Genomic DNA, 12,123 nt, shown 5'->3' with positions numbered 1-12,123 from the left:
AGAGGGACGAATGGCTGAATTTCTGGAAACCGGACTAGGGATCACCGTGCTGATCATGGCACAATCACTGTTGGTGATTGGCTTCGTGATGATTAGCCTTATCTTTCTGGTCTATGCAGACCGCAAGATCTGGGCGGCTGTACAGTTGCGGCGCGGTCCCAATGTCGTCGGCCCTTGGGGGCTGATGCAAACCTTCGCGGATGCGCTGAAATTCGTGGTCAAGGAAGTGGTTATTCCGGCAGGCGTTGACCGGCCGGTCTATTTTCTGGCGCCGCTGCTTAGCTTCGTGCTGGCGGTTCTGGCATGGGCGGTGATCCCGTTCAATGACGGCTGGGTTCTGGCCGATATCAACGTGGCCATCCTGTTTGTGTTCGCGATTGCCAGTCTGGAAGTTTACGGCGTGATCATGGGGGGCTGGGCGTCCAACTCCAAATATGCGTTCCTTGGGTCGCTGCGGTCTGCCGCGCAGATGATTTCCTACGAAGTGTCGCTGGGCCTGATCATCATCGGGATCATCATTTCGACCGGCAGCATGAATTTCGGCAATATTGTCGCCGCACAAGATACCGGCTGGGGTGCGTTGGGCTGGTATTGGTTGCCGCATCTGCCAATGGTCGTGCTGTTCTTCATCTCGGCGCTGGCCGAAACCAACCGCCCGCCCTTTGACCTGCCGGAAGCGGAATCCGAACTGGTGGCGGGGTTCATGGTGGAATACGGGTCGACCCCCTATCTGCTGTTCATGGCTGGCGAATATATTGCCATCTTCCTGATGTGCGCCTTGCTGTCGCTGCTGTTCTTTGGCGGCTGGCTGTCGCCCATTCCTGGCCTGCCGGACGGGTTCCACTGGATGTTCCTGAAGATGGCGTTCTTCTTCTTCCTGTTCGCCATGGTGAAGGCCATTGTGCCGCGCTACCGCTATGACCAGTTGATGCGTATTGGCTGGAAGGTGTTTCTGCCGCTGTCGCTGGCATGGGTCGTCATCGTGTCGTTCCTTGCGAAATTTGAAGTCATGGGTGCGTTCTGGGCCCGCTGGACGATTGGAGGCTGATCATGGGTATGGATTGGGCGCGTGCGATAAAATACACGCTGATGACCGATTTCATCAAAGGCTTCGCCTTGGGCATGCGCTATTTCGTGGCGCCCAAGCCCACGATCAACTATCCGCATGAAAAAGGGCCGCTTAGCCCGCGGTTTCGTGGTGAACACGCCCTGCGTCGTTACCCCAATGGCGAGGAACGCTGCATTGCGTGCAAACTGTGCGAGGCGATTTGCCCCGCGCAGGCGATCACCATTGACGCGGAACCGCGCGATGACGGGTCACGGCGCACAACGCGCTATGATATCGACATGACAAAATGCATCTATTGCGGTTTCTGTCAGGAAGCGTGTCCCGTGGATGCCATTGTCGAAGGACCGAATTTCGAGTTCGCGACCGAGACACGGGAAGAGTTGTTTTACGACAAGGATAAACTGCTGGAAAACGGCGAACGCTGGGAAGCCCAGATTGCCCGCAATCTGGAAATCGACGCGCCCTACCGTTAAAGGGGCGGTGCCGGACAGTTTCCGGCGCTGCGCAGAGCAAAGGACGACGGGCGCAAAACACCGCCCGCGACAGGAAAAAAGGGAACCCGAGGGACATGGGTATTGCCGATATCACATTCTATGCATTCGCGGTCACCCTGCTGGGGGCCGGGTTTCTGGTCACCATTGCGCGCAATCCGGTGCATTCGGTTCTGTGGCTTATTCTGACATTCCTGTCGGCGGCGGGCATGTTCGTGCTGCTGGGCGCAGAGTTTCTGGCCATGCTGCTGATCATTGTCTATGTCGGCGCGGTCGCGGTGCTGTTTTTGTTCGTCGTGATGATGCTGGATATCGATTTCGCCGCGCTAAAAGGGGAAATGGCGCGCTACTTCCCGATTGCCAGTATTGTGGGCATCGTCCTGCTGATGCAAATGGCGCTGCTGTTCGGGTCATGGCAAGAAGCGGAAACCGCGCGCGAATTGCGGCAGGCACCCACGCCCGACATGGCGGAAATGCACAACACCAAGGCGCTGGGTATGATCATTTATGACCAGTATTTCCTGTTGTTCCAGACAGCCGCGCTGATTTTGCTGGTGGCCATGATCGGGGCGATTGTTCTGACATTGCGCCACCGCAAGGATGTGAAGCGTCAGAATGTCGTTGCCCAGATGCACCGCGATCCGGCCAAGGCGCTGGAATTGAAAGACGTCAAATCCGGCCAGGGGCTGGGATAAGGCCCGCAAGGGACAACCGATAACGAGGGCCAGAAAGCGGCCCCGACACATACGGAACGAGGGAACCGAATGGTTGGACTTGAACATTACCTGACCGTGGCGGCGGCGCTGTTCGTCATCGGTATTTTCGGGATATTTCTGAACCGCAAGAATATCATCATCATTCTGATGTCGATAGAATTGATGCTGTTGTCGGTGAATATCAATCTGGTCGCGTTTTCCAGCTTCCTCAATGATCTGGTTGGTCAGGTGTTCACGCTGTTCGTGCTGACTGTCGCTGCCGCCGAGGCCGCGATCGGGCTTGCCATTCTGGTGTGCTTCTTCCGCACCCGTGGCACGATCGACGTCGAAGACGTCAATGTGATGAAAGGCTGATCCCATGGCAGTAACGGTTCTTTTTGCGCCACTTCTGGGGGCCATTATCGCGGGTCTGTTCTGGCGTGTGATCGGGGAACGCCCTGCGCAGGTCATTTCGACGGCGCTATTGTTCCTGTCGGCGTTTTTGTCATGGGTTATCTTTCTGACCCATGATGGCGGTGTTCAGCAAATCACACTGATGCGCTGGATCGACAGCGGGTCACTGGTGGGCGACTGGGCGATCCGGCTGGACCGGCTGACCGCTGTGATGCTGATTGTCATCACCACGGTATCCGCGCTCGTGCATCTGTATAGTTTCGGCTACATGGCGCATGACGACAATTTCAAGGATAACGAAAGTTACCGCCCGCGCTTTTTCGCGTATCTGTCGCTGTTTACCTTTGCCATGCTGATGCTGGTGACCGCAGACAACCTTGTGCAGCTGTTCTTCGGCTGGGAGGGGGTGGGCCTCGCGTCTTATCTGCTGATCGGGTTCTATTTCCGCAAGCAAAGCGCGGGCGCCGCCGCGATGAAGGCGTTTATCGTCAACCGTGTGGGCGATATGGGGCTGATCCTTGCGTTGATGACGATCTATCTGCTGGTCGATTCCATTCAGTATGACGATTTGTTCGCCGCCGCCCCCATGCTGGCGGAAACCACTGTCAGTTTCTTGTGGACGGACTGGAACGCGGCCAATCTGATTGCGTTCCTGCTGTTTGTGGGCGCGATGGGCAAATCGGCGCAGTTGTTCCTGCACACTTGGTTGCCTGACGCGATGGAAGGGCCGACGCCTGTATCGGCGCTGATCCACGCGGCGACCATGGTTACCGCCGGTGTGTTCCTTGTCGCGCGCATGTCGCCCCTGATGGAATACACCCCGCAGGTCATGGCGTTTGTTGTGCTGATCGGGGCCATGACGGCGCTGTTTGCAGCAACTGTCGGGCTTGTGCAAAATGACATCAAGCGCGTCATCGCCTATTCGACCTGTTCGCAGCTGGGGTTCATGTTTGTTGCGGCGGGTGTGGGCGTCTATTCGGTGGCCATGTTCCACCTGCTGACGCATGCGTTTTTCAAGGCCATGCTGTTTCTGGGCGCGGGGTCGGTCATTCACGGCATGCACCACGAACAGGACATGCGCAATTATGGCGGGCTGAAAGACAAACTGCCGATGACCTTCTGGGCCATGCTGATCGGGACCTTGGCGATTACCGGTGTGGGCATTCCGCTGACAACCATCGGCTTTGCGGGCTTTGTGTCCAAGGACGCGATTATTGAATCCGTATTCGCGTCGGGTACCACCTATGCCTTCTGGATACTGGTATTCGCGGCCTTCATGACCAGTTTCTACAGCTGGCGGCTTATGTTCCTGACCTTCTGGGGCAGCCCCCGCGGCGACAAGCACACGCATGAACACGCGCATGAAAGCCCGATGGTCATGCTGGTGCCGCTTGCGGTTCTGGCCGTCGGGTCGGTGCTGGCGGGTATGGTGTTCTATGGTCCGTTCTTCGGGTCAACAGGGCAGGTGCGCGATTATTTCGGTGCAGCGATCTTCCTGGCTGAAGGGAACGATCTGGTCACGCAGGCCCATTATGTGCCCGCCTGGGTCAAGGTATCGCCCTTCATCGCGATGTTGCTGGGGCTGGGTTTGGCATGGATGTTCTATATCCGCGACACGTCGCTGCCCAAACGCCTGGCCGAGACGTTCCCGGGGGCGTATCAGTTCCTGCTGAACAAATGGTATTTCGATGAGATCTATGACTTCCTGTTCGTGCGTCCGGCCAAGGCTGTGGGGACGTTCCTTTGGAAAAAAGGCGATGGCAAGGTCATTGACGGCGGCATCAACGGTCTGGCCATGGGCATCATTCCGTTCATCACACGCATCGCCGGACGTGCGCAGTCCGGATATGTCTATCATTATGCATTCGCAATGGTTCTGGGGATTGTCGTGATCGTCACCTATGTCACCCTTGCAGGGGGGGCGCAGTAATGCTGAACCTGCTGTCGATTATTACATTCACCCCTGCCATTGCAGCGGTCATTCTGGCGATTTTCCTGCGTGGCGAGGATGAGGCCGCACAGAATAACGCCAAATGGGTGGCGCTGATTGCGACCTTGGCCACGTTCGCCGCATCGCTTATCCTGCTGGTGGGCTTTGACCCGCAAGATACCGGCTTCCAGTTTGTGGAAGAACATGACTGGATCATGGGCTTCACTTACAAGATGGGGGTTGACGGCATTTCGATCCTGTTCGTGATGCTGACGACTTTCCTGATGCCCATCACCATTGGCGCATGCTGGAACGTGTCACACCGCGTCAAGGAATACATGATCGCGTTCCTTCTGCTGGAAACGCTGATGATCGGCGTGTTCACGGCGCTGGATCTGGTGCTGTTCTATCTGTTCTTCGAGGCGGGCCTGATCCCGATGTTCCTGATCATCGGCATTTGGGGCGGCAAGGAACGCATTTATGCAGCGTTCAAGTTCTTCCTGTATACGTTCCTTGGGTCGGTGTTGATGCTGGTTGCCATGATCGCGATGTATGTCGATGCAGGCACCACGGATATTCCCACCCTGCTGGGCCACCAGTTCAGCACAGAAACCTTCAGCCTGATGGGCTGGCAGGTGATCGGTGGCATGCAAACGCTGCTGTGGCTGGCGTTTTTCGCGTCCTTTGCCGTGAAAATGCCGATGTGGCCTGTGCATACATGGCTGCCGGACGCCCATGTGCAGGCCCCCACGGCGGGGTCGGTTGTGCTGGCGGCCGTGTTGCTGAAAATGGGCGGCTACGGGTTCTTGCGTTTCTCGCTGCCCATGTTCCCTGTTGCCAGCGACATTTTCGCGCCGCTGGTGCTGTGGCTGTCCGCGATTGCGATTGTGTATACCAGCCTTGTGGCGCTGATGCAGACCGATATGAAGAAGCTGATCGCCTATTCGTCGGTCGCGCATATGGGCTTTGTGACGATGGGCATTTTTGCGGCCAATCAACAGGGCGTTGATGGTGCGATCTTCCAGATGATCAGCCACGGGTTTATCTCTGGTGCCTTGTTCCTTGCGGTGGGGGTCATTTACGACCGGATGCACACCCGCGAGATTTCGGCCTATGGCGGGCTTATCAACCGCATGCCGGTTTATGCGGCAGTGTTCCTGCTGTTCACCATGGCGAATGTCGGTCTGCCGGGCACATCCGGGTTTGTCGGCGAATTCCTGACCTTCATGGCGGTGTTTCAGGTCAATACCTGGGTGGCGCTGTTCGCGGCCACGGGCGTTATCCTGTCTGCGGGCTATGCACTGTGGTTGTTCCGCCGCGTTGTCATGGGCGAGTTGATCAAGGAATCGCTTAAAGGCATCAAGGACATGGACCGCCGCGAGAAGGCGCTTATCGCGCCGCTTATCGCGATGACACTGCTCCTTGGCATCTATCCCGCGCTTATCACCGATATTATTGGCCCTTCGGTTTCGGCATTGGTCGAAGGGCATTCGCTGGCGTTGCAGGCATATGAGTCTGCATCCCAGTTGGCACAGAACTGAAAGGTCCCGCAATGATCGGAGCTGATCTTTACACAGCCCTGCCAGAGATCGTCCTTGCGCTTTATGCAATGGCCGCACTGATGGTGGGTGTCTATGGCGGCAAGGACAAGCTGGCCGAACCCATTTTGTGGGCAACGGCAGCGCTGATGGTTCTGCTGGCACTGTATTCCGGCGCGCAGGGGCTGGAGGTTCAGACGGCCTTTAACGGAATGTATATTTCCGACCCGTTCGCGCAATTCTCCAAGATGATCGTGTTGCTGTCGGCAGCTATCGTCATGGTGATGGGCCAATCCTACATGCTGGCGCGCGGTTTGCTGCGTTTCGAATACCCCATCCTGATTGCGCTGTCGGTTGTCGGCATGATGCTGATGGTGTCCGCGGGCGATCTGATCGCGCTGTATATGGGCCTGGAGTTGCAATCGCTGGCACTGTATGTCGTGGCCACCATGAACCGCGATTCCGCGCGCTCGACCGAGGCGGGCCTGAAGTATTTTATCCTTGGGTCGCTGGCGTCCGGGCTTTTGCTGTATGGCGCGTCGCTGACCTATGGCTATGCGGGGACCACGCTGTTTGCGGGCATCATCAGCACCATTTCGGAAGACGGCATGTCGGTCGGTCTGTTGATGGGCATGGCGTTCATGCTGGCCGGTCTGGCCTTCAAGGTCTCGGCGGTTCCCTTCCATATGTGGACGCCTGACGTCTATGAGGGGGCGCCAACACCCGTGACCGCGTTCTTTGCCACGGCCCCGAAAGTGGCGGCCATGGCACTGGTTGCGCGTGTCGTGCACGAAGCCTTCGGGGTGGTGCCCGGCGACTGGTCGCAGATTATCGCGTTTCTGGCACTTGCGTCCATGTTCGTGGGGTCGATTGCGGCGATCGGGCAGCGCGATATCAAGCGCCTTATGGCCTATTCCTCTATCACGCATATGGGGTTCGCGCTGGTCGGCCTTGCGGCGGGTACGGCGCAGGGCGTGCAGGGGATGCTGGTTTACATGGCGATTTATGTCACCATGAATATCGGTGTTTTCGCCTTCATTCTGACCATGTCGCGCGATGGGAAACCCGTTACGGATATCGACAGCCTGCGCCAGTATTCCAAGGCCGAGCCGTTGCGCGCACTGGCGTTGCTGGTGCTGTTGTTCAGCCTTGCAGGTGTTCCGCCGCTGGTGGGCTTCTTTGGCAAATTCTATGTTTTGTGGGCTGCCGTGCAGGCTGGCCTGACATGGCTGGCGGTGGCAGGCGTTGTCGCGTCCGTGATCGGGGCGTTCTACTATTTGCGCATCGTCTATTACATGTATTTCGGTGAAACCACCGAACCGCTGGACAGCGTGCGTGCGCCGGTTCAGGCGACGCTACTGGTTGCATCGGCCGCATTGATGGTGTTGGGCGTTATCAACCTGTTCGGCATTGAGGGGATGGCGGCGCTGGCGGCAGAAGCCCTTGTCAAATAGCTGGCCTGAGGGGGTCGGGCGTCGCGTCCTGCCAGAAACCGACAGCACCAATGCCGAGGCCGCGCGCATGGCGTCCGGCCTTGGTGGCCCATGCTGGATATTGGCCTTGCGCCAGACTCAGGGGCGCGGACGGCGCGGGCGCGATTGGCGTGACCCTGTGGGAAATTTCGCCGCCACCTATGTGACACGGCCGGGCGGTCCGCCGGATCAAGTGGCGCTGCGGTCCTTTGTGGCGGCGCTGGCGCTACATGAAGCCTTGGTCACCGTCACCGCGCGACCCGAGAGTTTTGCCTTGAAATGGCCGAATGATGTGCTGCTAAATGGCGGAAAACTGGCGGGTATCTTGTTGGAAAGTGTCGGACAGGGTGCGCAGGTCGGCCATCTTGCAATCGGGATCGGGGTGAACCTGCTGCATGCGCCTGATCCCGAACAGGGCGCATTGCGGCCCGTCAGCCTGATGTCGGAAACCGGTATTGCCATGTCCCCCGAAGAATTCCTTGATGTTCTGGCGCCAGCCTATGCAAAATGGGAACACCAGCTGGTGACCTACGGGTTCGCATCGATCCGGCAGGCGTGGATGAACAGCGCCGCGCGGCTTGGGGAGTGCATTGTCGCGCGGACAGTTACAGACAGTCACGAAGGCACCTTTGAAGGGATTGATGCAACAGGGGCGCTGATGCTGCGCACAGCGCAAGGGCGGCGCACCATTCCTGCTGCAGATGTGTTTTTTTGAACGCGAAAGGGCCGTGCCATGCTTTTGACCATTGATTGTGGAAACACGAATACCGTCTTCGCTGTTTGGGATGGCACGCAGTTTCTGGCGACATGGCGCACCTCGACCGAAGCCACGCGCACCGCTGATCAGTATTATGTGTGGCTGTCGACCCTGATGAATATCAAGGGCGTGAAGCTGGACATCAAGGGCGTGATTATTTCATCGACTGTTCCGCGCGTCGTGTTCAACCTGCGGGTTCTGTGCGACCGTTATTTCGGGTGTCGCCCGTTGGTTGTCGGCAAACCCGATTGTCTGTTGCCCGTTCCGCCGCGCGTGGACGAAGGGGTGCGCCCCGGCCCCGACCGGCTGGCCAATGCCGCTGGCGCTTTTGACCGGCATGGCGGCGATGTTGTTGTGGTTGATTTCGGCACCGCCACAAATTTTGATGTGGTCGCCCATGACGGGGCCTATGTGGGGGGCGTCATCTCTCCGGGGGTGAACCTGTCGCTGGAAGCGTTGCATCAGGGGGCGGCGGCGCTGCCACATGTCGATATTTCGCGCCCGGACAAGGTTATTGGCACCGACACGGTTGCCTGTATCCAGTCTGGTGTGTTCTGGGGCTATATCGGCCTGATCGAAGGCATAACCGCGCGTATACGCGCTGAATACGGCCGCCCGATGAAAGTAATCGGCACCGGCGGGCTTGCGCCCCTGTTCGCACAGGCGCAAACGCTGTTTGACACGGTCGAGGATGATCTGACATTACATGGTCTTTGCGTCATTTACGACTATAACATGACCAATAGCAGTTTACAGGAGCAGGCATGAGCAAAGACAGGCTGATCTATCTACCCCTTGGTGGCGCGGGCGAGGTGGGCATGAATGCCTATGTCTTCGGCTATGGGCCAAAAGGGCGTGAACGCCTGATCCTTGTTGATCTGGGTGTGACCTTTGCCGATATGGCATCCAGCCCGGGCGTGGACCTGATCATGCCGGACCTGCGCTGGCTGGAAGAGCGGCGCGACCGTCTGGAAGGGATTATCATCACCCACGCGCATGAAGATCATGTCGGCGCTGTCGGGCAGTTGTGGCACAAGCTGAAGGTGCCGGTCTATGCCCGCGATTTTACCGCACGCATTGCACGGCTGAAGATGCAGGATGCCGGTCAGGACCCCGAACAGGTGATTACCGTGGGCAAGGCCCCCGAAGCGCTGGAGCTTGGCCCGTTTCGGGTCCAGTTTTTCCCCGTGGCCCATTCGCTGCCCGAGGCGTCTGGTGTGGTGATTGATACGCCCGCAGGTCGCGTTGTGCATTCCGGGGATTTCAAGGCCGACCGCACCCCCGGCGTGGGCGAACCCCATGACCCTGAATTGCTGGCAGAAATCGGCCGTAGTGGTGTCAAGGCACTGCTGTGTGACAGCACCAATGTCATGAACAAACATGCCGGCCGGTCCGAGGCCACCTTGACCGACCCCATTGCGCAGTTGATGCGCGATGCGCGCGGCATGGTCGTGGCCACGACATTTGCATCGAATGTCGCGCGACTGAAAACGCTGGCAGTGGCCGCCCATGAGGCAGGACGGTCTGTCTGCCTGATGGGGCGGGCCATGCTGCGCATGACACAAGTGGCGACAGAAGCGGGCATCCTGAAGGACTTTCCGCCGACCATCAGCCCCGAAGCGGCCAAAGATGTACCGCGCGAAAACCTGTTGCTGATTGTTACAGGCAGTCAGGGCGAACGGCGCGCGGCCTCGGCGCAGTTGGCGCGCGGGACTTATATGGGCCTGAACATGAAAGAAGGCGACACGTTCCTGTTTTCATCCATGACGATTCCGGGAAACGAACGTGAGGTGGGGCGTGTCGTGAATGCGCTGTCGCAAATGGGTGTGGATGTTCTGGATAACTCCGAACGGCTGTATCATGTGTCAGGCCATGCCAACCGCCCCGATCTGGAAGCGATGCATGATCTGATCCAGCCACAAATGCTGATCCCCATTCATGGGGAACACCGCATGTTGCACGAACACGCGAAACTGGCGATAGCGCGCGGGATGCAGTCCATGGTCGTGCCAAACGGGTCGGTTGTCGACCTGAGCGGTGCCGCACCCGTTCTGGTGGACGAGGTTGACACCGGCCGCATCTATCTGGATGGCAGCCGGATGATTGGTGCGATGGACGGCGTGGTGCGCGACCGGATTCGAATGGCGATTGGCGGGCATGTGTTCGTGACGCTTATTCTGGACGAAGAAGATGATGTGCTGGGCGATCCCTGGGCCGAAATTGTGGGACTGCGTCCGACGGGCAAGGGCGGGCAGCCCCTGAACGAAATTATTGAGGAGGAGCTGGCGCAATATCTGGAACGTGCCGGTGCCAAGACCATGGCGGATGATGACAAGCTGAATGACGGCCTGCGCCGCTTGGTGCGTCAGGTCACAATGGAAGAAATTGGCAAGAAGCCCGAAGTCACGATTGTTGTCAGCCGCCTGATGAATGACTGACAGGGCCGCGTTGCAGGGCATGTCGCAGAAAACCGGATGCCGGTTTTCTGCTTGCTATAGCCTGTTTGCCAGCAGAGAGGTTTTTGGATATTTGGGCCAGAATGAAAACCAGCCTGCGCGGCGGGGTTGCGTTATTTCACAAATATCTCTTGCGGGGTGGAGCACAGCAATTCCGGCCCGTTCTCTGTGATCAGAACAGGTTCGGTAATTTCCAGCCCGCCATCTTCCAGCCACAGGGCGGGCATGAAATGCAGGACCATGCCGGGTTTCAGTTCGGTCATGGCACCGCTGCGCAACGACAAGGTGCGTTCGCCCCAGTCAGGGGGGTAGCTTAAGCCGATGGAGTAGCCGCAGCGATTGTCTTTTTCAAAACCCTTTTTGTTCAGCGTGACATTGAAGGCGATTGCCACGTCTTCGGCACGCGCGCCCGCACGGCAATAGGAAAGCCCTGCTTGCGTCGCTTCCAGAACCGCCTCTTCTGCGCGGCGGTAAAGATCGGGGACTGTGCCGAAAAATAATGTGCGTGATTGGGGGCAATGGTAGCGGCGATGCACGCCTGCAATCTCGAAGAAGGTGGCTTCACCCGCGCGCATGGGGCGGTCATCCCATGTCAGATGTGCCGCGGTCGCGTCAAGGCCGGACGGCGCCATTGGAACGATGGCGGGGTAGTCGCCCCATTGCCCGTCCGCGCCCTGAATGCCCGCGCGGGTGATTTCCGCAACCAGCATGTTCTTGGGCATGCCAGGTTCGGCGACATCCAGAATAACCTGATGCATGCGTTCCACGATCCGTGCGGCGCGGCGCATATACAGCAATTCGGATTCGGATTTCACCAGCCGCTGCCAGTTCACCAGTCCTGTCGCATCCACGAAACGCGCATCGCCCAGATGGTTGAGCAAGGTCTGGTGGGCGGCTGCGGAATAGTAGTAATTGTCCATCTCGACACCGATCCAGCCGGTATGCCAGCCCCGATCGATAATCAGCGAGGACAGGGCCTCCATCGTGTGTTTCTGGGGGTTTTGCACATAGCTGTCGTCATAGGGCACGATATTGGCGCCGTCTTTCATAAAGACAGTGCGCCTTGCGCCCGGCTCGTCAATGCCGCGCCCCCACCAGACGGGTTCCCCCTCCATCGGCAGCAGCACGGCCTGATGCACATAGAAAGACCAGCCGTCATAGCCTGAAATCCAGTTCATGTTGGACGGGTCGGAGATGACAAGCAGGTCGATACCGCGCTTGGCCATTTCGGCGCGTGTCTGCGCGACACGCGCTTCATATTCGGCATCGGTGAAATTCGGGTTTGTTGTGGTCATGGATGC

At 58.2% G+C, this 12,123-nt stretch carries 11 protein-coding genes; 10 read left to right on the top strand and 1 reads right to left on the bottom strand.

The features are described from left to right. Positions 1 to 10: 10 nt before the first annotated feature. From nuoH to ACTIE1_RS04710, 10 genes are all read left to right on the top strand, one after another. The gene (nuoH, locus tag ACTIE1_RS04755) at positions 11 to 1,048 is read left to right on the top strand and encodes an NADH-quinone oxidoreductase subunit NuoH (protein WP_439562237.1); all 1,038 of its coding nucleotides are present in this window, start codon (positions 11 to 13) and stop codon (positions 1,046 to 1,048) included. A gap of 2 nt (positions 1,049 to 1,050) precedes the next feature. Further along, positions 1,051 to 1,542 carry an NADH-quinone oxidoreductase subunit NuoI gene (nuoI, locus tag ACTIE1_RS04750; protein WP_439562236.1) on the top strand — a complete coding sequence of 164 codons (492 nt, stop codon included), beginning with the start codon at positions 1,051 to 1,053 and terminating at the stop codon, positions 1,540 to 1,542. 95 nt (positions 1,543 to 1,637) lie between these two features. Continuing rightward, positions 1,638 to 2,255, top strand: a complete 618-nt coding sequence (locus ACTIE1_RS04745) for an NADH-quinone oxidoreductase subunit J (RefSeq protein ID WP_439562235.1) — start codon at positions 1,638 to 1,640, stop codon at positions 2,253 to 2,255. 69 nt (positions 2,256 to 2,324) lie between these two features. Then, a complete protein-coding gene (gene nuoK / locus ACTIE1_RS04740; RefSeq protein WP_277804705.1) occupies positions 2,325 to 2,630 on the top strand; it encodes an NADH-quinone oxidoreductase subunit NuoK in 306 nt (101 codons plus the stop codon). Positions 2,631 to 2,634: 4 nt separating this feature from the next. Beyond that, a complete protein-coding gene (gene nuoL / locus ACTIE1_RS04735) occupies positions 2,635 to 4,599 on the top strand; it encodes an NADH-quinone oxidoreductase subunit L (RefSeq protein ID WP_439562234.1) in 1,965 nt (654 codons plus the stop codon). Then, a complete protein-coding gene (locus ACTIE1_RS04730; protein ID WP_439562233.1) occupies positions 4,599 to 6,140 on the top strand; it encodes an NADH-quinone oxidoreductase subunit M in 1,542 nt (513 codons plus the stop codon). Before nuoL ends, ACTIE1_RS04730 begins: the two co-directional genes overlap by 1 nt. Before the next feature lie 11 nt (positions 6,141 to 6,151). Continuing rightward, complete coding sequence (gene nuoN, locus ACTIE1_RS04725; protein WP_439562232.1) at positions 6,152 to 7,591, top strand: NADH-quinone oxidoreductase subunit NuoN; 1,440 nt, start codon at positions 6,152 to 6,154, stop codon at positions 7,589 to 7,591. Then, positions 7,581 to 8,324: a biotin--[acetyl-CoA-carboxylase] ligase gene (locus ACTIE1_RS04720; RefSeq protein WP_439562231.1), complete on the top strand. Its 744-nt coding sequence runs from the start codon at positions 7,581 to 7,583 to the stop codon at positions 8,322 to 8,324. Before nuoN ends, ACTIE1_RS04720 begins: the two co-directional genes overlap by 11 nt. Before the next feature lie 18 nt (positions 8,325 to 8,342). Continuing rightward, positions 8,343 to 9,134, top strand: a complete 792-nt coding sequence (locus tag ACTIE1_RS04715) for a type III pantothenate kinase (RefSeq protein ID WP_439562230.1) — start codon at positions 8,343 to 8,345, stop codon at positions 9,132 to 9,134. Next, positions 9,131 to 10,804, top strand: coding sequence for a ribonuclease J (locus tag ACTIE1_RS04710; protein ID WP_439562229.1), 1,674 nt, complete (start codon positions 9,131 to 9,133; stop codon positions 10,802 to 10,804). The genes ACTIE1_RS04715 and ACTIE1_RS04710 overlap by 4 nt, the downstream gene beginning before the upstream one ends. 131 nt (positions 10,805 to 10,935) lie before the next feature. On the opposite strand, the gene ACTIE1_RS04705 is transcribed toward ACTIE1_RS04710, so the two are convergent. Then, positions 10,936 to 12,117, bottom strand: a complete 1,182-nt coding sequence (locus tag ACTIE1_RS04705; RefSeq protein WP_439562228.1) for a M24 family metallopeptidase — start codon at positions 12,115 to 12,117, stop codon at positions 10,936 to 10,938. Between the last annotated feature and the right edge of the window lie 6 nt (positions 12,118 to 12,123).

Origin of the sequence: Roseinatronobacter sp. (genome assembly GCF_051859525.1) — a bacterium.
In the GTDB taxonomy this organism is placed as follows: domain Bacteria; phylum Pseudomonadota; class Alphaproteobacteria; order Rhodobacterales; family Rhodobacteraceae; genus Roseinatronobacter.
The sequence above is the reverse complement of the archived record's forward strand: the minus strand, read 5'-3'. Positions and strand labels throughout refer to the sequence as shown.

Bases quoted from the DNA above. Each gene is read 5' to 3' on its own strand.
- ACTIE1_RS04705 (WP_439562228.1), bottom strand. From the start codon at position 12,117: ATGACCACAACAAACCCGAATTTCACCGATGCCGAATATGAAGCGCGT.
- ACTIE1_RS04745 (WP_439562235.1), top strand. From the start codon at position 1,638: ATGGGTATTGCCGATATCACATTCTATGCATTCGCGGTCACCCTGCTG.
- ACTIE1_RS04710 (WP_439562229.1), top strand. From the start codon at position 9,131: ATGAGCAAAGACAGGCTGATCTATCTACCCCTTGGTGGCGCGGGCGAG.
- ACTIE1_RS04730 (WP_439562233.1), top strand. From the start codon at position 4,599: ATGCTGAACCTGCTGTCGATTATTACATTCACCCCTGCCATTGCAGCG.
- ACTIE1_RS04715 (WP_439562230.1), top strand. From the start codon at position 8,343: ATGCTTTTGACCATTGATTGTGGAAACACGAATACCGTCTTCGCTGTT.
- nuoK (WP_277804705.1), top strand. From the start codon at position 2,325: ATGGTTGGACTTGAACATTACCTGACCGTGGCGGCGGCGCTGTTCGTC.
- nuoH (WP_439562237.1), top strand. From the start codon at position 11: ATGGCTGAATTTCTGGAAACCGGACTAGGGATCACCGTGCTGATCATG.
- nuoI (WP_439562236.1), top strand. From the start codon at position 1,051: ATGGGTATGGATTGGGCGCGTGCGATAAAATACACGCTGATGACCGAT.
- nuoN (WP_439562232.1), top strand. From the start codon at position 6,152: ATGATCGGAGCTGATCTTTACACAGCCCTGCCAGAGATCGTCCTTGCG.
- nuoL (WP_439562234.1), top strand. From the start codon at position 2,635: ATGGCAGTAACGGTTCTTTTTGCGCCACTTCTGGGGGCCATTATCGCG.